Genomic DNA, 20,947 nt, shown 5'->3' with positions numbered 1-20,947 from the left:
GAGCTTCCTCCCTTATTAAAGCGAAAATTAAAGTAACTTGTTTGATTTTGCGATAGCGATGATCTTTGAGTTGATCGTCTTAGCATCACCAGTCTTGAAGATTTCAGAGTACTGAGCTTTAAGAGCAGCAGCGAACTCAGTCTTGTTAGATACGTTCATGATAGTAGCTAGTGAATCAACAGTTTCACCTTGTCCACGAGCAATGTCGTTTCCTAGAGAAGCTTTGTTAGCTTCGATGAATTGCTCAGAAGATTTTCCAGCAGATCCACAGTTAGATGTACCTGAAGTGATACCAAAAGTTTGTGAACCAGATGTTCCGTTTGTAGTAGCAGCGAAAACTTGCATAAATCCTGGCTTGTCACCTAGAACGATTGATCCAAGACCACATCCAGCTGAACCGTAACCAGCAGCAAAAGCGTTAACAGATACTAGAGAGATAGCGATAGCTAAAAGCTTCTTCATGAGAACTCCTCCATAAGAATAATAAAGCTAAAGCATAAGTTACTTTTACATTACAGTAAAATTAAATTTTATTTACGCGAAGAAAAATTCTTTGGAGTACTTGAGCAGATTGCTCGTCTTTGTTGTTAATGAATTTATGCAAAAGGTATTTGTATTCCAGCCCATAGGGAGAATTAATATTTTCGTCGCATTCATAACCCCACTCTGGGCGCTTTGAACATTTCGCATGTTCAAAATTTTGTGATTCCAGATGGCGGGCTTCATGAAGAAGGGCCGTGAATTGTTCCAGTGAGGGCATTTGGAAAAAGTTTTGATTAATAAAGATTTTTCCATCATTCATCTTATCTGAGCACGCCACCTGTCCGCTGCCGCAATGGCCCGGTTGATAATCAATGAAGTGAATAGAAGATAACGTTTTTAGAAGTTCGTTTTTAAAATCTTCTTCCGTGATGGTCTTTATATACGTGAGTTCATTTTTTAAAGTGGCCTCAACCTTACTTGCGACTTCGGCATTAATGGTAATGGATAGATGATCTTGACTAAAAGTTGTGACTGGTCCTACAGGTGATGAAGAACAACCAGAGAGAATTAAAATAGCAAGAAAGGGGATAAGTCTTTTCATTTTTATACTAATTTAGTCCATTAAAATGATTTTATCTTAATAATAAATTCAAGCAACGGACAGTCTTTTTTATGTAGAATCTAATCCATATGGGTGAGCTATTCCTAAAAGCATACATGAACCTTTACCAGTTCGTAGCAAAAAATCGTCTTCAAAAAAAAGACCTGGCGCCGAGGCACATTCACAGCTATCTCGTGTGTGTTCTAGCGACAGGAATTTTAATGTGGGGCTATGCTCTTTTGGCCTACAAAACAATTCTTCATCCTCTTCCCGGAATCGTCGGAATTACAGCGAGTGTGATTCATCTCCTCTCGCCATTGTTGTTTCGTTTTAATAATCGCCTTGAATTCAACACCAATATTTTTCTGGCCGCAGGGATGATCCATCAAGCGACCTTTGGTTTTTTCTGCGGTGGTTATCATAGCAACATTATTATTTGGTTCGGGATTCTTCCATTGATTGCCGGAGTTGTGACAGGAAGAAGAGGGATTATCACCTGGCTTACTATCAGCACTCTGGTTGTTTTAGGTTTCGCTGTTTTGGAAATGAATAACTATCCCTTTCCATACTTGATTACACCTAACGGGCTGTTAATCTCTCAGGCCCTGGTTACGTTTGGATGGATTTTTGTTGCTGCTATTATTGTTTGGGTTTTCCTTCTTCTGGTTGAAATGCACCAAAAAGAAATTGAAGATAAAAAAGAAGGAATTCAAAATCTTATTTGTGTTATCACTCATGACATTTCCACTCCGCTGACGGTTATTATAGGGAGAAGTAATCTTTTAAATAAAGAGCCACTTCCTGAAGAGGCGCTGACGTCGGTGAAAAAAATTTCAAAAGCTTCTTACAATATTTCTGATATCGTCAACAATGTCAGAAACCTCTACGCGACAGAGCTGGGAAAAAACAGGATTGATATTCAAGACGTAGAGCTTTTTAACCTTTTGGAACAGTTAAGAGAAAACTTCTCTGAAAAACTGGAGACTAAGCGTATCTCGCTTAATGTGATCAGTGACCTTAAAGTTTGCCCCATCCGTGCCAATGGCGATTTACTACTCCATCAAATCTTAGGAAACCTACTTTCAAATGCAATTAAGTTCTCACCTGAAGGAAGTGAGATTTCAATTACGTTGGAAAAGAAAGCAGCAAGCGCTTTAATCTCTATAAAAGATTCCGGAATTGGTATTCCTCGAGACCTTTTGCCTAAGCTTTTTGATATGAAGAGTAAGACTTCCAGAAAAGGCACACAGGGAGAAGAAGGAACAGGCTTTGGGTTGCCAATCGTAAAGACATATGTTGAAAAAATGAACGGCAAAATAACAGTCGTTTCTCAATGCTCTGAAGACGATGCAAAAGAAACTGGAACAACTTTCACTTTAGAGTTTGAACGCGCATCATAAACGCCTTTAACTTATTACCCATTTGAGCTAATTCCGATTAAAATATTTTTATTAAGACCATTCTTCGTATATATTCACTACATTCTCATTACCTGATTCCTTTTTATAGCGAGGTTTTCTTTTATGCGATTGTTATTGCTGATTCTCTCATTTGCTTGTGCATTGAATACATATGCACAGACCCTGCCTGAAGAAGTACTTACACAAAGTAGTTCATCTCTAAAGTGGGAAACCATCTCCAATGATTATGTCGATTTGATTTATCCAACTTTCTTAAAAGAAGAATCGATCTACCTGGCAAATCTTGTTGAACACTATTCACAATATGTTGGAAAGACCTATGGAATTGATAGGCCTAAAAAATTCCCTTTAATTATCCGTGGAGAAATGGCCGTTCCAAATGGCTTTGTAACCGTTGGGCCAAGAAGAAGTGAATGGTTTAGCTCGCAAAGTTTCTCTAGTTATGTTGGTTCGAGCGAATGGTATCAGACACTGGCTATTCACGAATACCGTCACGTGAACCAATTTGATAATATCAAGCAATCAACAGTAAAGTACGCTTCCTATCTTTTTGGAGATACGGCCGTCATGATTGCCGTAGCTGCCGGGTTGCAACCTTGGATTATGGAAGGTGATGCTGTTTGGACTGAGACAAAATATACAGATGCAGGAAGGGGAAGGTCTCCACTGTTTCTGGCCAGATTAAAGGCCTTGGTTTTGAGTAACCGCATTCCGACATATGATGAGTTCGTTAACGGGACATATAACAATGTTCTGCCGAACCATTATGTCTGGGGATACGCTCTTGTTTCACGCGGCTATCAAAAATATGGAGAAGACTTTTGGAAAAAAGTTTTTGCAGGAGTTGCTAAATTCCCACACCCATTTCGCCTGTATGAAGTTTTTAGAGACATTACCGGACAAAGCTTTCTTGATTTCTATGATGAGACCATGAAAGAGCTAAAAGACAAGTGGTCAAAAGAAGCAGACTCAAGCATGGTTATCGGAGAGTATCGTGATAACACTTATCCGTTTAAAATTAACAATGATCTATATACTGTCAGCTCAACCATGGACACTCATTGGGAGATCCAGAAAAATGGTGAAACTATTGTAGAGATACCTTTCATTAAAGATTTATACCAGGTTCACATGAACAAAGGTCACGCCGTTTATGCACAATCTTTTTCAGACCCGCGTTTTGGCTATAAAGGCTCTCAAGATTTAATTATTGTTGATCTCGCTAAAAAAAGTAGAGAGAGAATTACCTGGGGGAAAAGACTGTTTGCCCCTCGTTTAAACCAGGCAGGGGATCGCATCCTCGCGACTGAATTTAACGAAAAAAACCACTGGATTCTTTCGGAGTTTAACCTGACTGGTGAGCGCTTAAGAAGTGTTGAGTTTACCAATTTACACGTACTAGAAGCAGTCTACTTAAATCAAGATGAAGTGGTTGCTATTATGTCTGATCTTCGCGGTTATAAATTTATTGCGAAAGTTAATTTTAGCGGAAAAGACAGCCAGCCTTTACTTCCACCATCGCGCAATAATATTTTTGCTCTTTCTTTGAATGCGAATAATGATGTTTTCTTCGAGGCTCAATACAAAGGACATGTTGAAATCATGAAGTTAAACATGGCCGGCGATGTCGCACAATGTACGCGCACAAAGTTTGCGGCGTCGGCCCCAAGTGCTGATGGGACAAATTTGTATTACAGTGAAATGGATACAAATGGATCTAAAATTGTAACAGCTCCTTTAACGGACTGTACTCCATTGCCAAAAGAATCTCTGGTTAATTTTAATTACCTGGATAATTCATCACCTTCAGATAATTACAACCAATTCACTCTTCAAGCTTTTGATGATCAAAAAGAATTGAGGACTAAAAATAGTGAAAAATATAGTCCAAAGGCCTATGGGGATGTAACGAGTGAACTTTTCATTCCTCATTCTTGGAGTATTGTTGGTGGAAAAGGGGTTGAGCTTAGCGCCCAGACGTCAAACTACCTTAACACTTTAGGCATCAATTTTATGTATGCTTCGGGTGGAGAAAGAAATGCTAATTTAGCTGAAATCAATTTTGATATTAGAAAATTCTATCCGGTTTTTAACCTGAACGCAGGAGCAAGAAAACGTAAGTTAGAGTATTACTCAAATGAAAATTATCTTGAGTGGAAAGAATACATCTCTGGGGCAAGTATCCTTCTTCCATATTCTTATCAAAAAAACCTTTATGGTTTCTCTGCAGCACTAGGGGCCGCAGGTAATTACCTGGACACTAGAGACTATGCTTACAATTCAGCTGCACAGGCCGCGAGTAAGGAGAGTTTTGTTTTAACGACGGGGTACGCAGGCTTCACTCTTAAGAAGCAAAAAACACAGCGTGAGATTTTTTCTGAATGGGGTCTAAAATATAATATCAGTTACGATAATGCTGAAGGAAAAAAGGCAGCTTCATCGAATTACCGCCTGACTCATTTAGCGGAAGCGACGACTCCTGGTTTTTGGACCAACCATGCCTTTAGATTCACGGCGAGTCAGGAGAAACAAAAAGACTCTTTAGCTGGTTACCGCTTTATGCCTGCTCTTGCTTCACCATTGGATTATATTCTTTCAAGAGGGTATGAGTACAAAGATGTTTTTAGTTACGATAAACTTTCAGGAAACTACATTCTTCCGGTTATTGACCCAGACTTCAATGTTTTTGGTGTCTATTACCTAAAACGTATGACGGCCAACGCTTTCTTCGATAGCACTCATGTTAAGTACTCTGGAAAAGGTGAGACGCTTAACAGTTATGGACTAGAGCTTGAGCTTGAATCGAGACTTGCTCGTTTTCTTCCGTTTAAAATCGGGACTCGTTATGTTCACAAAATGAAAGATGATGCTAATTTAGGACAAGTTTATTTTTCGATTGATGTAGCAGAGTAATCAAAAAAAATTCCAACAAAACGACCACCGGGTAAAACCGGTGGTTTTATAACTTCCTAAAAAATTCTTTAATCTTTTTGATTTTCTTATAAAGATAGCGAGCAATCCTATCCATTAGTGTGTTTTTAGCTGTAACGATCATGGGCTCTTTTGATTTAATAAAGTTCATAATGAACTTTACCTCATCATCTTCTAAACCATTATTTTTAAAAATTTCGGCAAATCTTGTGGCGACTGTCTCGAATTCATAACCAGTCACTCTCAAATATTTATGGGCGATGCCGATGTCGCGGCCTTGGTACATTTTAGGGCCGCCGATCGCTTCACAGAGGTATTGCGCTTGAAGGTTTGAGAGGCGCTCAATATCAACGCCGATAAAATGATAACTAATTTCTATATGATCAAATAATTCCAGGTAAAGCTCATAGATAATCTTATGAAAAAAATCATAGCCACCGTACTTATCGTAGATAGTCACTTGAGTCATTGTCTGCCTTTATGAAGAAGTAGATATCTTTTAGTCTAGAGCAACAAGAGAGTCGGTGCAATTGTGAGGAAGAGAAGGATCATTGATAGATAGGATAGCTGACCAAAATTAACCACCAGAAGTTCATCTGGTGGTTTAATTGGTGGGTCAACCGGGACTTGAACCCAGGACCACCCGGTTATGAGCCGGGAGCTCTAACCAACTGAGCTATTGACCCCTATATGTAGTCAACAAAGTATGCACCAAAACGCCTGATCTGTACACAATTCGATTGAACCCTTAAGCATCATCCTTTAAGATTTTAGAATGAAAATTTTATTAGTCTTAAGCCTTATGGCGCTCACGACGGTTGCGGAAGCAAAAATCGGTTTAAAAGTGAGCCTTATTTATAAAAAGGGAATCGGAAAAGGGTTCTTCTTGTCTACAGAGCAACATTCAATTCAATCCGTGGATGAAAAAGAACATATTCTCATTCAGATGAAAAACGGGATTAAGGCCGACATCTCTGCTTTTTATGTTCAAAGTGTTCATGAATACGGACCGTCAGGTTTCGTGCGCATTAAAGGTGATCTTTACAATATCAACGGGAAAATCGTTAAAACTTTTAACGAACCCAACCTGGATATTTACTTAGGTGATACGAAAACAATCACTCACGTTGAAAGAAACGAAGAGCAGATTGAAATCGTCATCACTCCAGTTTCACTATGACTAAAGACCGCGTAGATAAAGTTCTCGTTGAAGCAAAACTGACCTCAACCAGGTCGCAGGCTTTGCTTTTAATCGAAGAAGGGGTGGTGTTTTATCAAGGGAAAAAAGTCGAAAAGGCCTCTCAACAAGTAACTGCCGAGGGTTTAGAAGTGAGAAAAGATGTTCAGTATGTTTCTCGTGGCGCCCATAAAATTGAAGGAGCTCTCGCTCGTTTTCAAATTAACCCGGAAGGATTGGTTGTGGCCGATGTCGGTGCGAGCACTGGCGGATTCACAGATTATGTTCTTCATCAGGGAGCTAAAAAAGTTTACTGCATTGATGTTGGCCACGATCAACTGGCCCAGTCTCTTCGCCAAGACCCGCGCGTGGAAAATCACGAAGGGGTCAATATCCGTTATCCATTCGAGCTGAGTGAAAAAGTTGACCTGGCCGTCGTGGATCTTTCTTTTATTTCATTAAAATTAGTTCTTAAAAATATTTTTGACCTGGTGAAACCACAAGGGGCGATCATCGCTCTGGTGAAGCCACAGTTTGAAGTTGGTCCAACGGGTGTAGACCAGAATGGGATCGTTAAAAGCGAAGGCCATCGCCTGGTGATGATGCACGAAATGAAAGAGTGGTGTAAGGCCCAGGGGTTTTTCCTGGTCGATCAATGTGATTCACCGATTCTTGGGAAGACCGGCAATAAAGAATACTTCTTCTATTTTGATAAAGGGCGCTCTAAATGAAAAACCTCTGCATCTTTTGTGGTTCGGCATCGGGCCAGGGTTCTAAATATCTCGAGCTAGGGCATGCCATCGGCGAGCTTTTAGTAAAAAACAATGTAGGTTTAGTTTACGGTGGTGCTTCGATCGGACTGATGGGGGCGATTGCCGATAGCGTGTTAAAAAATAAAGGAAGAGTGATCGGTGTGATTCCTCAGGCCTTGGTGGATTACGAAGTGGCCCACAGTGGACTGACTCAACTTCATGTTGTGGATAACATGCATCAAAGAAAGCAATTGATGTATGACAACGCAGATGCTTTTTTAAGTTTACCGGGTGGAATGGGAACTCTTGATGAGATGTTTGAGGTTCTGACTTGGACTCAATTAAAATACCATCAGAAGCCGAGCTATATTTTAAACTTCGAAGGTTTTTATGACTCACTGCTGTCTTATCTAAGACACTCAAATGCAGAAGGGTTTATCAAAGGGGAACATCTCAATCTCCTGCATGAATTAAAAACCCTAAACGATGTAGAAAAAATTCTTTTGCAAGGCGTATAAAATTGCCAAGTTTTTAATAATGCCCTATAATTCGAGTCTTAAACGTATATTTTTTTTCTCAAGGTCTAAGGCGGGAGAGTCATGACAAGATTGATGGTTTTTTTAGGTGTATTAACAGCGTTCGTACTTGGTCTTGTGCTGTTCTCATACAAATCTCTTCCAGTTTCAAATGCTAAATTTGATCTTCATAAAACAGAAGAAGCTTACGAAAAAAGAACTGAGCTTATTCATGAGCTAACGGCTCCAAAAGAAAAAGTTGCTGAAGTAGAAGTTGAAGTAAAGGAATACGCTCCAGTTGTAGACCTGAACACTCCAGAGCTTGTTAAAGGACATAAACTTTATAATCAGTGTATTTCTTGCCACGGTAAAGGTGGAGAAGGGAAAGCTTCTCAAAAAGCTCCTTTCATCGGTGGACAGTTCGACTGGTACATTGAAAAACAACTTACTGACATGAAAGCTGGTGTTCGTTCAAACCCAGTTATGAACCCAATCCTAAAAGGTCTATCTCCACAAGATATGAAAGACCTTGCTGCTTACGTTTCACGTCTTCCGTGGAAAAAGCTAGTTGAAGGCGCAGCTCCTGCTGCAGCTCCAGCTCAATAGGATCATGCCTCTTTATTCCTTTAAAGGAATTAACCCGCAATTAGGAAAGGGAGTGTTTATCGCTCCCAGTGCAGATATCATCGGGAAAGTTATTCTCGCTGAAAACGTCAATATTTGGTATCAGTGTGTCGCTCGCGGCGACGTCAACACCATCACTGTCGGAAAAAACACCAACGTTCAAGATCTAACTATGCTTCACGTGACGAAGGATTTCGCGCTCACAATTGGTGAGAATGTGAGCATTGGTCACAGTGTAACTCTTCACGGGTGCACGATTGAAAACAGCTGCCTGATTGGTATGGGGGCCGTGATTATGGATGGGGCCTATATTGGTGAGAACTCTGTTGTGGCAGGAGGAAGTGTTGTGCCTCCGGGGAAGAAGTATCCTCCAAAGAGCATGATTATGGGGAGTCCGGCAAAGGCCGTTCGCGAACTAACTCCAGAAGAAATCATTCAATACGGCAATCACTATAAAGCCTATGTTCTTTATAAAGACGAATACCTAGACCCTTCTCAGGTAAAATTGCTTTAGTGTAAAAAATACTCCTTTACTCCTTGGGCTTCGATTTCATTATATGATGGCCCCCTATGAAAACAGCAAAATTAATTGTCGGTGCACTGGCCTTAATTGTGTCGTTTGGACTCAAGGCCCAAACGTTTTGTTCAATGACGTTTAATTCGCCGGACGAAAAAATAAGCTTTAATAAAAATCTTTCCCCTCTTGGGTATAAGCACATTGAACTCGTGCCACAGAATAAAGACCCAGAGTGGTTTTCTAAGGCCTGTAAGACAGTAAGTTCGTGCGACATCCTGGTCGTCTCTGGGCATTTTGGAGGGCTTTTTTTTGGTGAGCAAAGCTCTGCTACGATCTCTCTTGAAGAACTGACCCGCGCCCGTGAACTTGGAACATGCCCAGCGATTTTAGATAAACCAAAAGCTGTTTACCTAATGGGGTGTAACACTCTTTCATCAAAGTCACCTGATCACAGAAGTGTGAATGATTATCTAAGAGTTTTAGTGGGCGATGGTTTTCCACTCAGCCTGGCAGAGGAAGTGGCAGCGGCCCGCTATTTAAGTTTTGGGCAGAGTATGGCCGAATCAATGACTTCTATTTTTAATAAATCTGAAATGGTTGTAGGTTTTGAAAGTACAGGTCCTCTTGGAGCGCAAGCTGCTCCGAGACTGGAGCGCGCTTTTAAGGCAAGCACGACGGTTGAAAAGAAGACAACTGGTCTAGGGAAAAGTGCGCTCTTGAGTGCTTTTAAAGGGACTAACCTAAGAGTGGTGAAACCTGAAGTTCGTAAAAATGACGAGCTAAAAAAAGTGGCCCTCTCTAGCGTGGATTCTGTTTTATCTCTCAATGCCTGGAAGCAAATCTTAAAGGTGGGAAGTATTTCAGAGAACTATGACTTTCTTATTAAGAATCAGAATCATCCTATTCTTGTAGCGCTTGCTCGCGATGAAGATGAGATTGCCCGTAATCTTTATGAGAAAATGCTTTCAATTTATCAGTCTTCAAGAGGTTTAAGTGAAATCCAAGTGAAGGTTCTAGGTTTTATGAAACTTCACAACTTGATTGATATCTACACCTACGAAGATTCTTTATTAAGTGTTGTAAGTTCAATCCTTTCTAAAGAGATTGATTACATCAGTGCCGATCAGTTATGCACGATCGTTAAACATAACAAAGAGGTGGGGCTTTTCACGAAGCTAAATGCTGCTCAAAAGAAGCTTCTCCTCTCTTCAAGTTACGGCCCTTATCTGCAAAAATGTGCAGGTGAAGTCGTTGTAAAGAAGATTCCTTCGAAAGCTTATCAGTGCTTGGTGAATAAAGAGAACCACGATTGGGGTTGTTTAACTTCTAATCCAAAGGATTTGGATATTGAAGCTTGCTCTCTGGCAAAAAGCCGCAATGGTGACCCGGAGAATGCAGACGATATGATGTGGTATTGTTACTCGCAAATGAACGATAACCGCTATCTCACACGCGCAGGTTGCCTGGAGCTTACACACCATTTTAACCTTCTAGGAAATCAAATTAAGATGAACTGGAACTGTCTCAACAGGGTGTCTAAAGAATAGACACCCTGAATGATCTTTAATCAGACACCTGGACTAAGCCTCTAAAAAGCCATTATTAAACCCGGCATAAAGTTTGCTCTCTTTAGATTGAATTTCCACGTCCAATGAATTGAGGTTTATATGGTGAACATAGTACTTTCATTCGTCATCGCTTTTCTGGCCGCAGTTATGCCTTGGTCGGCATTTGCAGCGCAAGCAGAGATTGATTTCGCCAGAGCAGATCAGCTGATTAAGAAGTACAATTCACAGGCAGAACGTCCAAAGTCGTGTCCAATGGAATCAAAAAAATTCTCGGACCTGATTGCAAAAACTGAAGCGATCAAAGACGTTTTAAAAGGAAACTGTCTTAAAAAAGATAACGATAAAATGGCCGAAGTTCTGGAGTCAATCAAAGGGATTCAGGACGAATTAAAAAGTCAGAACATCGTAAGCAACAGCTCTCAGACAACAGAAGTTCTTGGCAGTCTTCTAGGAGATGGAAACACAACTCAAAGTACGAATGCTATTAGTGGACTTAAATTTTCAACTCTCTTTTCTAACATCACAACCATGTTTAAAAAAAACCAATGTAATATGGAAGATGGGCGCGTCCTGGAAATGACTGCTGATCTTATTTACGATTCAACACAACTTGGAGTCCTTGCTGGAAATCAGCTGGGATTAATCGTTGCCGGTGGAGGATTTCTTATTTCCTCTGCTCTTCGTTTGATTGACTTAATCTTCAAACAACGTTTTGACTTTGAAAAATCAACTGACCGTCAGACATTCGTAAAACTTAACTGTTCATTCTATGAGATTAGAAGAGAGCTTGATATGCAAGGGGCTCTGGATATTGAAAACAATACCAGCAAAGAAGACTACCGTGATACAAAGGCCCTGATGGAATCTATTACTGCTGAACTTAAGCGCATGGAAGACCAGAAAGTCAGTGTCTCAAAATCTTATTCTGAACTGGATCGCAAGGCCTTTGAAGAAAGTGTGGGCGATTTAAAAGAATTTAAAAAGACTTTGGATAAGGTTCAAAAATACTTACAGCCGGGCATTAATCAGGTCGGAGAGATGCCTACAGATACTCAAAAACTTTTAATCATGTCACAACTGGCCCAGGACTATGATCTCTTGGTGACACAGACAAAGTATTATAAGTCACTCAATATTAGTTCAATCCCGATGCTGGATGATCTGTTTATTCTGGAATTAAAGAAATTTGATCCTCTTGATATTGAAAACTTTATGAACACGCTAAATGTTTCAGCAAAAGATTTTAATGAGAAGAACCGCGCCAATATCTTATTCCACATTATTAGAATTGGAAAAGACATCAAAGCGAAAGAAGATTCTATGTCTGAAAAAAATCAGAAGGTAAAAACAGAACTGGCCTCTTCTCTTGATAAGAAAAAAGAAGAATACCTGGCAAAGCTGGTTGAGTTAAAGAAAGTAGAGACACGTTTAGGAAACGTCGTTGCACCTAAGGAGTACTCTGGTTTAGATGATGGGTCGGACAACCTGGTGACTATCCTTGATAACCACAAGAAAATCTCAGCTCAACTCTATGGAGAGTGGGGAGACAAATTCTTAAAGTACACTACTTATAAGAGTTACGATGAAGTTAAAGACTTCAACGAAAGACTGGATTTATTTAATGCTAAATACACTAACATTATTAAGAATAATAAAGTTGATAACCTGGCCTCAAATTATCTATGTCAGGATGCCCAGAAGTTAAGAATTCTTTTTAAACATGCTGACAGCATTGTACAGGAAGGTTTTGATTTCGTTGTGACTAACAGAGATATTATCTACTCTGACGTTAAGAACTATTACAATGGTGAAATCAACGAATACAAAAACGATGCAGCTTTTATTGGCTCAATTGAAAAAGTTCAACGTCACTATAAGTCTGCTATCTTTGCGCTTAAGAAAATGAAAGGTGATGAAGTTTCTAAAGAAGATACTGAACGCTACCTGAATATGCCATGGCTTGGGTCTTATTATATTGGGCGCTCAATGCTGGAAGTTTCAGCTACTAAAGTAAAAGCGCGCAACATTCAGGACATCTATGAAAGAATGGGATGCCAAAAGAGTTTTTCAGACGAATTAGTTAATTAATTTTTAGATAAATGGGCCTTGGCAGTCTCTTCACCTTGAGTGATGAGATTGCCAACCTTAAGTGCAACTTCTTCAAACGCTTCACGACTGACATCTTCACCAATAAAAACCGGCTCACCAATCACCACAACAATTTTCGTAAAAGGCTTTGGAATGCGGAATTGATCCCAGCTCTTTTTGAAGTACCAGTATTTTTCAGCATAGGGAGAAAGGGGAAGAAGCGCGCATTGAGCGAGGCGGGCAATTTCAATGACTCCAGGCTTTACCACATGGGCAGGACCTTTTGGACCATCGACAGTAAGGGCCCCGGGAACTCCGCGCTTAACTGTCTTTACGATTTCAATAAGGGCCCTCTTTCCTCCACGTGTAGAGCTTCCGCGCGCAGGGATGTGGCCAAACTTTTCGCAAGTAACAGCAACAAGTTCTCCATCTTTTGATTCAGAAATAACCATCGTGAATTGTTCACCAATGTGCGAGAAGATGGCGCCAATTAAATTCTGGTGCCAAAGAGCATAAACAAAGGTTTTATTCGGGTGAAAATCTTTAGCGCGTTTTTTATTTTCCAGTCCGATAAACTCATAACGGTAAGTCAGGTTTAGAATGCGGATGAGATAATAAATAATTTGCGCGAGGATTTTTACTTTCATAGGGTCCTGAACCAGCCGGTCAAAGAGTAGCGCTCACTTTCTGTGGGCAGGACTTCATGATAAATTTGATTGCTTAAAAAGCAAACAAAACTTCCCGGGCGGGGTTTGATTTTTGCTTCGATAGTCTCAGGGTCTTCTTTGTTGTAGATTACCAGCTCGCCGCCGGCCACAGGCTCATTAAGATAGAAAATAGCGCTGACTATGCGCTTTTGACTGCCCTTGTGTTGATCCAGGTGTTTTTTGTAAAAACCGGAAGTTTTATAGTGGGCAAAGTGGCATTCAAATTCGCGAAGCCCAAGATAGAGCTCTCTGTTTATTTCATCCATCAGTGTGCGCATCTCTTCAAGATACTTTTTTTGAAGGTGACTGGCGCTTCTTTCATCAATCCAGAAAATAGAGTCGTTTCTGATCTCCAGGGCCTCTTGTTTTAGATTTCCGGTGCCTACATGGGCGGTTTTCCATTCCAGGCTTTTACATTCGTCCAATAACTCTAAGCAAAATTCCTGGGGAAGGAAATCTTCGGCGTGAAACCATCCCTTCTCAATAAGAGAGGATATGAGCATTTCTTTTTTCATATGGTGAAACCTAGCTTATAATTTGGTGGTTTTCAATGATATTTGGCAGTTAATAGGTACGATTTAAGGAGTAGTTTTTGGAATCGCAGTTATCGTGGTGGATTGGTTTTCACGTTTTTGTTTTTGCCATGTTGGCACTCGACTTAGGGGTCTTTCATAAAAAAGATCATATTGTTTCTGTAAAAGAATCGCTTATCTGGACAGGTGTATGGGTTACACTGGCACTGATTTTCAATTATGGTGTTTATCACTATATCGGGGAGCGAGAAGCTTACGAATTCTTAACGGCCTACGTTTTAGAAAAGAGCTTAAGCGTCGACAACATTTTCGTTATGACTCTGATCTTTACTTACTTCAAAGTTGAGCAACAATACCAGCACCGCGTTCTTTTCTGGGGGATTTTAGGTGCTCTGGTTATGAGGATTGTTTTTATCGCAGGTGGAGTCGCTTTAATTAGTAAATTCCATTTCATCCTGTATATCTTTGGGGCCTTCTTAATTTACACCGGAGCAAAAATGCTTTTTTCAGGTGGAGATGATGATATCAATCCGGAAGAAGGATTTATCTATAAGTTTTCCAAGAAGTATTTCAAGATGACAGATAAATTTCACGCCCAGAAATTCTTTGTTATGGAAAATGGCGTTCGCCACATAACTCCGCTGTTTCTGGTTCTTTTAATTATTGAATCAACAGACGTTATTTTTGCGGTGGATTCGATCCCGGCTACTTTATCAGTAACAAAGAGTGCCTTCATCGCTTACACATCAAACATCTTTGCGATTTTAGGATTGAGATCGTTATATTTCGCTTTTGCCGGCGTCGTAAAGCTCTTCAGATTCCTGTCTTACGCTCTTTCAATCGTCCTGATCTTTATCGGGGTGAAAATGTTAATTGAATTTAAGTACAAAATCCCAACGTCTTATTCATTGGGATTTGTTTTAGGTTTAATTGCGCTTTCAATTGTTTTCTCTCTGCTTATTCCAGAGAAAGAAAACGACGAATCTAAATAGACTTCATTAATTTGGAAGCGATTGGGTTATCAATAGTTCTTTTAGAACTGATAATCCAATACTCTTCCTTAATGTTTGGAAGTGTTCCGATCTTATAAAGCGTATTGCTTCTCACCTGGTCCAGGGCCGCGATATCCGGCAGGGCCGCAAGACCTGCACCTTGAGCAGCAAAGATTTTCATCAGGGCCGTATCCTGCGTTTCAAGTTCACTTAAAATCTTAATCTTTTTTGAATCAAAGAAATAATCTAAATCATGGCGAAGCTTCGAGTGGTGAGTTGGAAGAATCATCGGCTGATTGTTAAGCGATTTCGGGAAATTATTTTTACAGTCTAAATACTGTTTTGATCCATAGATTGAAACAGGTGCTTTGACAAAAGACTTACTGTTCATGTTTTTATCTTTTGAAATGTCACCCGAATAGTTTGAGATAAAACAATCGATATTTCGCGAGAGAAGCTCTTGAGTCAACTCCTCCTGATCACCTTCGACAATACTGACAAAACAGTCGCCGTAGCTTCTGGCCTTCTGAGCGATCTCCCAAACAATCTGCTTAGGCACACTATCTAAAGCACCCAATCTGAAAGGTGTTTTGTTTGAGTATGATTTATCTGCGATGACTTGTAGAAGTTCTTGCCCCAGTTGTCCGATTTCATTGGCGTATTTTAAAACAACTTTTCCAGCATCAGTCAGAATGAGTTTTCTGTTTTTCCTTTCGAAAAGTTCGATTTCTAATTGGTCTTCGAGTTGTTTTAGCTGAGCACTGAGAGCGGGTTGACCGATTAAGAGTTTTTCAGAAGCTTTAGAGATACTTCCTTCGTTGGCGATTTCGCGGAAGTAGATTAAATGGTGATAGTTGAGCCATTTCATTAATAATCTCCTAGTTAGCTACGTCAGTATAAAACAATCTTCGTAAAAAACGAACTATTTTAGCTTAAATATCAATTTTATTAAAACGACGCCATGGACTAATATAGCGCTATCTATAGTCCAAGGAGGATTTATGAGAGAACTTACAATTAGAGACCTGAATGCGCTAAACGTCGGTAGTAAAGGGCCAATGATATCTCTTTACCTGTCTAAAGATGTTGCCATTCTCGATCAGAAGTCGATGAAAGAAAGATGGAAAGATCTTCTTTTAAAGGCCGAATTGTATCTCTTAAAAGACTATACGCGATCTTTTGTCGATGCATTCATGGAAAAACTTTGGAATGAAAAGTACCTGGATAAAGTTGAAGCAATGGACCGCGGAGTCGTGGTCTTTTATTCAGAAGAAGGTTTCGATGGGGACCTGGGATACATTCGAGTGCAGTCATCAATCAACGACCTCGTCGTTGTTGCCGACAGCTTTCACATTAAACCGCTCATCAGAATTAAAAACAATGTTCGTGGTTTTTTTATCGTGACGATGAGTTCACGCGCTATCAACGTGCTGATTGAAAACAGTGGTCACTTGGTCAAACTGGATTCATATAGAAATGAGCCGGGGATTGACGGAAAAAATAAAAAAGATGGCAAAGAGTTTTTCCTCAATGCCTCTCAAGAACTTAATAAGCTCTTTACAGCTTACCGCCTTCCTATTGTCCTTGCTGGTGTTAAAGACCACATCGGGCACATGAAAAAACTTCTTAACCAATCGATGCTGATGAATGAATCTATTGTTGGCAACGTGGAAAAGATGAAGGCAGCTGAACTGCAGGAACGTGTTTATAATATTCTTACTCCTTATTATGAGCAGCAAGAACTCGGAGCTCTAACCGAGTTGGAACTGGCCATGAACAGAGACCGTGCGATTACATATCTTGAAGATATCGCTATCAGCGCGGTGTACGGTAAGATTACAAAACTGTTCGTTGTTGAAAACCGTTATGTATGGGGATCAATCAACAGACAAACTGGTGAGATTTTTATCGAGCCAAAACAGATAAATTCCCATGATGACGACGTTCTCGATGACTTATGTCAAATGGTGCTCGCCAAAGGAGGCGAGGTGGTTGTGGTCAAAGAGATCAACCATTTTAAAGGACATTACGCTGTAGCGATTGTCACTGACCGTTCACACCTATATGATGGTGCGTATGATTCAGGAAACTTTCAGGCTTCAGGATTATAAATAGGCTTTTTCTAAAAATAGGCGTTTCTAGGAGTAAAAGAGAATGTTTGCAGTTCACTCGGTGTGGGAATGGTTGGCGTTTGCCGGGATTATCACCTTCATGTTAGTGCTCGACTTGGGGGTATTTCACAAAAAATCGCATAAGGTTTCAATCAAAGAATCCTTGGCATGGACGGCCGTATGGATCTGTCTTGCGATGATGTTCAATGCTTGGGTTTATCACAAGATGGGGCATCAAAAAGGTCTGGAATTCTTAACCGGGTATGTAATCGAGAAATCTTTGAGTGTGGATAACATCTTTGTTATCTCGCTTATCTTCTCATACTTCCGCGTTCCGGCCCAGTATCAACACAGAGTTTTATTCTGGGGGGTACTAGGAGCATTGTTCTTTAGAATTATTTTCATCTTCGCCGGAGTGGCCTTGATCCAAAAATTCAACTGGATGATTTACATCTTTGGTGGATTCCTGGTGTTTACTGGTCTTAAAATGCTTCGTGAGGAAGAAAAGCACATTGAGATTGAAGCCAATCCAATGATTAAATTTGTAAAAAGATTCTGGAAAATCTCTCCAAATTTCGATGGTGAGCACTTCAGGACAACTCATAATGGGATAAGAATGTTTACTCCATTATTTCTTGTTCTCGTGATGATTGAAACAACTGACATTATCTTTGCAGTAGATTCAATCCCGGCGATCTTAGCGATTACGCCAGACCCATATATCGTTTTCACTTCTAACGTGTTTGCGATTCTTGGTCTTCGTTCGTTATACTTCGCACTTAATGGAATCATGGAGATGTTCGAATACATCAACTATGCGCTGGCCGGAATCCTGGCCTTCGTAGGGGTGAAGATGATCATCTCATCTTGGTACCACGTTCCAACAATTGTATCGATTGGCGTTATTTTTACATTGCTGATTGGATCAATTGTCGCTTCGATCTACTTTCCAAAGAAAAACAAGAAGCTACCAAAAGCTCCGGTATAATTTACCGGAGCTTCTCAATTAGGCCGGGTTTGTTTAGAATGGACTCTTCAAACCCGGAGGAATTGTGAAAAGAGCTCTACCATTATTGTTCGTTTTTTTACTCTCAACTTACTCTGGCAGCGCTTACTCACAAATCAATCTCAACATTAAAATCAATCAAGTTGTTGGCTCTAAAACAGTCGAAATCGTAAAGACCATAACTGGCAACTATAACCAAGACATCGTTATCGCCTCTGAAGGTTTAAAAAATAAAATTGTTTTTAGTCTTAGAAAATTTAAAGACATTTTAGTCAATGGCAATAAGATCAATCCGGTGCAAATTGATATGAAGATGGTGGATGAGGCGAAGAAAGTGATTGGTAAACCTCAGACTATTACGTCTTTTTACAACAAGACAGCAGAGTTCAATGCCTCTGATCTCAATGTAAAAGTCAATTTCGAAGAAATTTAAGCGATCAATTTTTTTAAGAACGTTTCAAATCGATCCAAGAAGCTGAAGTCCAGGCGTTCGGCCTTATTCTTACAAATCTTAATTGAAAGACATTCTTCATCACGGGCGATTTCATCCAAAAAATCCATCATGACTTTATAGCCTTTGATGTTTTTTTGATGCATCTCCTGGATTTCGAGGATTCGACCGAGGTGAGGGCATGGTGTGATTTTGTAGCTAATCGTTCCCACGCATTCATCATCTTGAAAAGCACCAATCAGTTTTAAGCGTTGTGGGTTTCTGAATGAGTCGTGCTTGAGAGTGTACTCATAGAAAGAAAGCGGATATTCTCTTTGATCGAGAATACGAAATGCTTTCTCAAAGTCTTCCTTGACTGTGATTAAACGTATATCCATATAACTTCATCCTAAGATATGCCGCAAAATTTACAAGCATAATTATACGAAACGAATTACTCGGGAATACTAAACGACCTTAAGTTCTTTAGAAGGCGTGGCCGGAAGAGATTTTTGTAGTTTGCGGATAGAGTTAATGATCTCAATCATGCTATCAGTTGAGCGTTTCATTCGGTCTAATGTTGCGCTGAATTCGGGAGCTCGGTCCTGAAGAGATTCAATTGTCATGGAAAGAATCTGCAGAGGACTTGCGAGGTCATGGGAGAATTTCTTAAGGTTAGAGCTATTTTCAGCCTGTAAATCAGCAATAATCCCTTCATATTTTTTAATTAATGCTCGGGCCGAATCGAGTTCGCGTTGTAACTCTCGGTTTTTTTCAGTCAGGCTACTTTTAGAGATTAGATTTTCTTCTGTGCTCATTTGCTCATTCTACAATGAGGATGGAAATTATGCGCTCGGGTAAGAAATACCACATCACGAAGAGACTCTTTTACCTAGGAATAAGTTCATTTTTCATTGGTAAATCCATTGCGATTAAGCATAAAATTTTCTTCTTTATATTTGCTTTTGTTTAATAAGTTAACCTAATAAAGGACACAGGTATGAGCGTTAAGATACCCGCACAAGTTATTAATTGCCAAAATTTCATCGATGGGCAATTTCAAAATGGGAAGGGCGAAAAAGTTGAAGTGACTAGCCCGTACAATGGAAAAAAAATTGGCGAGTTCATGAGCGCCACAAAATCAGAAGTAGACCAAGCTGTTGAGTCTGCTCATAAAGCACAAGCTCTATGGGCCGATGTTCCTATGAAAGAGCGCACGAAAGTGATGTTCAATTTTAGAAACATCTTAATGCGTGACCTGGAAGAAATCTCTCACTTAAAAAGTTCAGAGTCTGGGAAATGTTTTGAAGAGGGAAAAGCAGGTCTTCTAAAAGGAATTGAAGTTTTAGAATTCGCTATCGCTCTTCAGAATATGGATCTTGGTGGACGTGTAGAAGTGTCTCGTGGTGTAAGCTGTGAGTACCGTCGCGAACCAATTGGTGTTGTCGCCAACATCACTCCATTTAACTTTCCGGCGATGGTTCCAATGTGGACGATTCCTATTGCTCTAACATTAGGAAACGCTTACATCTGGAAGCCCTCTGAAAAAACTCCTTTAACATCACTAAAAATCGCTGCTGCTTTAAAAGAAGCTGGTCTTCCAGATGGATTGTTCCAGGTGCTTCAAGGTGGACGTGAAACTGTTGAAGCGATCATTGATCATAAACACGTTAAGGCCGTAGGCTTTGTTGGTTCAACAAAGATCGCTAAGATGGTTTATGACAGAGGAACAGCTTTAGGGAAACGTGTACTTGCTCTTGGTGGAGCAAAAAACCATATCGTTCTTCTTCCAGATGCTAACCCTGATTTAGCAGGAATTGGTATCAGTGATTCATTCACTGGATGTGCAGGACAACGTTGTATGGCAGCTTCTGTTTTACTTGCTGTTGGTGAAGTTGATGCTCACATTAAAAAGATTATCGAAAGAGCAAGCTCTTTGACTCTTGGAAAAGATATGGGAGCGATCATTACAAAAGCTCAAGTTGAGTTTTTAAGATCGGCCATTGACCGCGCTGAAAAAGCGGGAGCAAAAATTCTTCTTGATGGAAGAAAAGCAAAGGCCCCAGCTGGAATGGAAGAAGGAAACTGGATTGGACCAACGATCCTGGATAACATTCAGCCGGGAAGCGAAGCTGCTCAAGTGGAACTTTTTGGACCAGTTATTAGTATTATCAGATGCCAGGACATCACTCACGCGATGAAAATTGAAAACAGCGTAGACTACGGTAACGCTTGTTCTGTTTTCACTCAGAGTGGGGCGCTGGCCGAAAAAGTCATTAAGATGGCAAGCACGGGAATGGTCGGAGTGAACGTTGGAGTTCCTGTTCCGCGCGAACCGTTCTCTTTTGGCGGAATCAATGCTTCGAAGTTTGGCCACGGTGATATCACTGGACATCACTCGCTCGATTTCTGGAGCAACATTAAAAAAGTAACAATTAAATGGGAAAAACAAAACGACAACAACTGGATGTCGTAAACGAGGCAGTATTTA

General features: G+C 40.2%; 21 protein-coding genes, 1 tRNA gene and 1 pseudogene. 14 read left to right on the top strand and 9 right to left on the bottom strand.

Features of this window, described 5'->3' with window-relative positions; all coding sequences use genetic code 11:
* Positions 1-27: 27 nt before the first annotated feature.
* Both AC6JA8_RS17240 and AC6JA8_RS17235 read right to left on the bottom strand, forming a co-directional pair.
* A complete protein-coding gene (locus tag AC6JA8_RS17240) occupies positions 28-462 on the bottom strand; it encodes a DUF3015 family protein (protein ID WP_102245052.1) in 435 nt (144 codons plus the stop codon).
* Between the two features lie 61 nt (positions 463-523).
* Positions 524-1,084 (bottom strand): putative periplasmic lipoprotein, encoded by a 561-nt coding sequence (locus AC6JA8_RS17235; protein WP_497974908.1) that lies wholly within the window; start codon positions 1,082-1,084, stop codon positions 524-526.
* 89 nt (positions 1,085-1,173) lie between these two features.
* On the opposite strand from AC6JA8_RS17235, the gene AC6JA8_RS17230 reads away from it, so the two are divergent.
* Together AC6JA8_RS17230 and AC6JA8_RS17225 are read left to right on the top strand one after the other, a co-directional pair.
* A complete protein-coding gene (locus tag AC6JA8_RS17230; RefSeq protein ID WP_497974907.1) occupies positions 1,174-2,484 on the top strand; it encodes a sensor histidine kinase in 1,311 nt (436 codons plus the stop codon).
* A 123-nt stretch (positions 2,485-2,607) separates the two neighbouring features.
* Complete coding sequence (locus AC6JA8_RS17225; protein ID WP_497974906.1) at positions 2,608-5,418, top strand: hypothetical protein; 2,811 nt, start codon at positions 2,608-2,610, stop codon at positions 5,416-5,418.
* Between the two features lie 46 nt (positions 5,419-5,464).
* On the opposite strand, the gene AC6JA8_RS17220 is transcribed toward AC6JA8_RS17225, so the two are convergent.
* Both AC6JA8_RS17220 and AC6JA8_RS17215 read right to left on the bottom strand, forming a co-directional pair.
* Positions 5,465-5,905 (bottom strand): group I truncated hemoglobin, encoded by a 441-nt coding sequence (locus AC6JA8_RS17220; protein ID WP_497974905.1) that lies wholly within the window; start codon positions 5,903-5,905, stop codon positions 5,465-5,467.
* A 140-nt stretch (positions 5,906-6,045) separates the two neighbouring features.
* Positions 6,046-6,122: transfer RNA gene (locus AC6JA8_RS17215), tRNA-Ile, on the bottom strand.
* An 89-nt stretch (positions 6,123-6,211) separates the two neighbouring features.
* On the opposite strand from AC6JA8_RS17215, the gene AC6JA8_RS17210 reads away from it, so the two are divergent.
* From AC6JA8_RS17210 to AC6JA8_RS17180, 7 genes are all read left to right on the top strand, one after another.
* Positions 6,212-6,616, top strand: a complete 405-nt coding sequence (locus AC6JA8_RS17210) for a hypothetical protein (RefSeq protein ID WP_102245045.1) — start codon at positions 6,212-6,214, stop codon at positions 6,614-6,616.
* Entirely contained in the window at positions 6,613-7,344 is a 732-nt protein-coding gene (locus AC6JA8_RS17205; RefSeq protein WP_497974904.1) for a TlyA family RNA methyltransferase, read from the top strand. Before AC6JA8_RS17210 ends, AC6JA8_RS17205 begins: the two co-directional genes overlap by 4 nt.
* Complete coding sequence (locus tag AC6JA8_RS17200; protein ID WP_497974903.1) at positions 7,341-7,883, top strand: LOG family protein; 543 nt, start codon at positions 7,341-7,343, stop codon at positions 7,881-7,883. Before AC6JA8_RS17205 ends, AC6JA8_RS17200 begins: the two co-directional genes overlap by 4 nt.
* 81 nt (positions 7,884-7,964) lie before the next feature.
* Entirely contained in the window at positions 7,965-8,486 is a 522-nt protein-coding gene (locus AC6JA8_RS17195) for a c-type cytochrome (protein WP_497974902.1), read from the top strand.
* 4 nt (positions 8,487-8,490) lie between these two features.
* Positions 8,491-9,018: a gamma carbonic anhydrase family protein gene (locus AC6JA8_RS17190; RefSeq protein ID WP_497974901.1), complete on the top strand. Its 528-nt coding sequence runs from the start codon at positions 8,491-8,493 to the stop codon at positions 9,016-9,018.
* A gap of 56 nt (positions 9,019-9,074) precedes the next feature.
* A complete protein-coding gene (locus tag AC6JA8_RS17185) occupies positions 9,075-10,568 on the top strand; it encodes a hypothetical protein (RefSeq protein ID WP_497974900.1) in 1,494 nt (497 codons plus the stop codon).
* 120 nt (positions 10,569-10,688) lie between these two features.
* Complete coding sequence (locus AC6JA8_RS17180) at positions 10,689-12,677, top strand: hypothetical protein (RefSeq protein ID WP_497974899.1); 1,989 nt, start codon at positions 10,689-10,691, stop codon at positions 12,675-12,677.
* Here the strand turns inward: AC6JA8_RS17180 and AC6JA8_RS17175 are convergent.
* Entirely contained in the window at positions 12,674-13,324 is a 651-nt protein-coding gene (locus AC6JA8_RS17175) for a lysophospholipid acyltransferase family protein (protein WP_497974898.1), read from the bottom strand. The two genes, AC6JA8_RS17180 and AC6JA8_RS17175, sit on opposite strands and share 4 nt — an antisense overlap.
* On the bottom strand, positions 13,321-13,899 hold the full coding sequence (locus AC6JA8_RS17170) for a 2OG-Fe(II) oxygenase (RefSeq protein ID WP_497974897.1): 579 nt from the start codon (positions 13,897-13,899) through the stop codon (positions 13,321-13,323). The genes AC6JA8_RS17175 and AC6JA8_RS17170 overlap by 4 nt, the downstream gene beginning before the upstream one ends.
* Before the next feature lie 77 nt (positions 13,900-13,976).
* Between AC6JA8_RS17170 and AC6JA8_RS17165 the strand changes: the two are divergent.
* A pseudogene (locus AC6JA8_RS17165) lies at positions 13,977-14,906 on the top strand (TerC family protein); the annotation flags it as partial.
* On the opposite strand, the gene AC6JA8_RS17160 reads toward AC6JA8_RS17165, so the two are convergent.
* Positions 14,902-15,777: a LysR family transcriptional regulator gene (locus tag AC6JA8_RS17160; RefSeq protein WP_497974896.1), complete on the bottom strand. Its 876-nt coding sequence runs from the start codon at positions 15,775-15,777 to the stop codon at positions 14,902-14,904. The pseudogene AC6JA8_RS17165 and the gene AC6JA8_RS17160 sit on opposite strands and share 5 nt — an antisense overlap.
* A 133-nt stretch (positions 15,778-15,910) precedes the next feature.
* Between AC6JA8_RS17160 and AC6JA8_RS17155 the strand changes: the two genes are divergently transcribed.
* The 3 genes from AC6JA8_RS17155 to AC6JA8_RS17145 all read left to right on the top strand — a co-directional run bounded on the left by AC6JA8_RS17155 (position 15,911) and on the right by AC6JA8_RS17145 (position 18,459).
* Complete coding sequence (locus AC6JA8_RS17155) at positions 15,911-17,020, top strand: baeRF3 domain-containing protein (RefSeq protein ID WP_497974895.1); 1,110 nt, start codon at positions 15,911-15,913, stop codon at positions 17,018-17,020.
* Between the two features lie 43 nt (positions 17,021-17,063).
* Positions 17,064-18,008, top strand: a complete 945-nt coding sequence (locus AC6JA8_RS17150; protein ID WP_497974894.1) for a TerC family protein — start codon at positions 17,064-17,066, stop codon at positions 18,006-18,008.
* A 64-nt stretch (positions 18,009-18,072) separates the two neighbouring features.
* A complete protein-coding gene (locus tag AC6JA8_RS17145; protein ID WP_497974893.1) occupies positions 18,073-18,459 on the top strand; it encodes a hypothetical protein in 387 nt (128 codons plus the stop codon).
* Here the strand turns inward: AC6JA8_RS17145 and AC6JA8_RS17140 are convergent.
* On the bottom strand, positions 18,456-18,854 hold the full coding sequence (locus AC6JA8_RS17140) for a hypothetical protein (protein ID WP_102245027.1): 399 nt from the start codon (positions 18,852-18,854) through the stop codon (positions 18,456-18,458). The two genes, AC6JA8_RS17145 and AC6JA8_RS17140, sit on opposite strands and share 4 nt — an antisense overlap.
* A 69-nt stretch (positions 18,855-18,923) precedes the next feature.
* Positions 18,924-19,274 (bottom strand): histidine kinase dimerization/phospho-acceptor domain-containing protein, encoded by a 351-nt coding sequence (locus AC6JA8_RS17135; RefSeq protein WP_497974892.1) that lies wholly within the window; start codon positions 19,272-19,274, stop codon positions 18,924-18,926.
* 182 nt (positions 19,275-19,456) lie between these two features.
* Between AC6JA8_RS17135 and mmsA the strand changes: the two genes are divergently transcribed.
* A complete protein-coding gene (gene mmsA, locus AC6JA8_RS17130; protein WP_497974891.1) occupies positions 19,457-20,932 on the top strand; it encodes a CoA-acylating methylmalonate-semialdehyde dehydrogenase in 1,476 nt (491 codons plus the stop codon).
* The last annotated feature ends 15 nt before the right edge of the window (positions 20,933-20,947 follow it).

Source organism: Bacteriovorax sp. HI3, from assembly GCF_059738875.1.
This window is presented reverse-complemented; position numbering and strand designations above follow the sequence as displayed.

What these genes read in the sequence shown, in the direction of transcription:
- AC6JA8_RS17240 (WP_102245052.1), bottom strand. Translation starts at nt 462, where the DNA reads ATGAAGAAGCTTTTAGCTATCGCTATCTCTCTAGTATCTGTTAACGCT.
- AC6JA8_RS17235 (WP_497974908.1), bottom strand. Translation starts at nt 1,084, where the DNA reads ATGAAAAGACTTATCCCCTTTCTTGCTATTTTAATTCTCTCTGGTTGT.
- AC6JA8_RS17230 (WP_497974907.1), top strand. Translation starts at nt 1,174, where the DNA reads ATGGGTGAGCTATTCCTAAAAGCATACATGAACCTTTACCAGTTCGTA.
- AC6JA8_RS17225 (WP_497974906.1), top strand. Translation starts at nt 2,608, where the DNA reads ATGCGATTGTTATTGCTGATTCTCTCATTTGCTTGTGCATTGAATACA.
- AC6JA8_RS17220 (WP_497974905.1), bottom strand. Translation starts at nt 5,905, where the DNA reads ATGACTCAAGTGACTATCTACGATAAGTACGGTGGCTATGATTTTTTT.
- AC6JA8_RS17210 (WP_102245045.1), top strand. Translation starts at nt 6,212, where the DNA reads ATGAAAATTTTATTAGTCTTAAGCCTTATGGCGCTCACGACGGTTGCG.
- AC6JA8_RS17205 (WP_497974904.1), top strand. Translation starts at nt 6,613, where the DNA reads ATGACTAAAGACCGCGTAGATAAAGTTCTCGTTGAAGCAAAACTGACC.
- AC6JA8_RS17200 (WP_497974903.1), top strand. Translation starts at nt 7,341, where the DNA reads ATGAAAAACCTCTGCATCTTTTGTGGTTCGGCATCGGGCCAGGGTTCT.
- AC6JA8_RS17195 (WP_497974902.1), top strand. Translation starts at nt 7,965, where the DNA reads ATGACAAGATTGATGGTTTTTTTAGGTGTATTAACAGCGTTCGTACTT.
- AC6JA8_RS17190 (WP_497974901.1), top strand. Translation starts at nt 8,491, where the DNA reads ATGCCTCTTTATTCCTTTAAAGGAATTAACCCGCAATTAGGAAAGGGA.
- AC6JA8_RS17185 (WP_497974900.1), top strand. Translation starts at nt 9,075, where the DNA reads ATGAAAACAGCAAAATTAATTGTCGGTGCACTGGCCTTAATTGTGTCG.
- AC6JA8_RS17180 (WP_497974899.1), top strand. Translation starts at nt 10,689, where the DNA reads ATGGTGAACATAGTACTTTCATTCGTCATCGCTTTTCTGGCCGCAGTT.
- AC6JA8_RS17175 (WP_497974898.1), bottom strand. Translation starts at nt 13,324, where the DNA reads ATGAAAGTAAAAATCCTCGCGCAAATTATTTATTATCTCATCCGCATT.
- AC6JA8_RS17170 (WP_497974897.1), bottom strand. Translation starts at nt 13,899, where the DNA reads ATGAAAAAAGAAATGCTCATATCCTCTCTTATTGAGAAGGGATGGTTT.
- AC6JA8_RS17160 (WP_497974896.1), bottom strand. Translation starts at nt 15,777, where the DNA reads ATGAAATGGCTCAACTATCACCATTTAATCTACTTCCGCGAAATCGCC.
- AC6JA8_RS17155 (WP_497974895.1), top strand. Translation starts at nt 15,911, where the DNA reads ATGAGAGAACTTACAATTAGAGACCTGAATGCGCTAAACGTCGGTAGT.
- AC6JA8_RS17150 (WP_497974894.1), top strand. Translation starts at nt 17,064, where the DNA reads ATGTTTGCAGTTCACTCGGTGTGGGAATGGTTGGCGTTTGCCGGGATT.
- AC6JA8_RS17140 (WP_102245027.1), bottom strand. Translation starts at nt 18,854, where the DNA reads ATGGATATACGTTTAATCACAGTCAAGGAAGACTTTGAGAAAGCATTT.
- AC6JA8_RS17135 (WP_497974892.1), bottom strand. Translation starts at nt 19,274, where the DNA reads ATGAGCACAGAAGAAAATCTAATCTCTAAAAGTAGCCTGACTGAAAAA.
- mmsA (WP_497974891.1), top strand. Translation starts at nt 19,457, where the DNA reads ATGAGCGTTAAGATACCCGCACAAGTTATTAATTGCCAAAATTTCATC.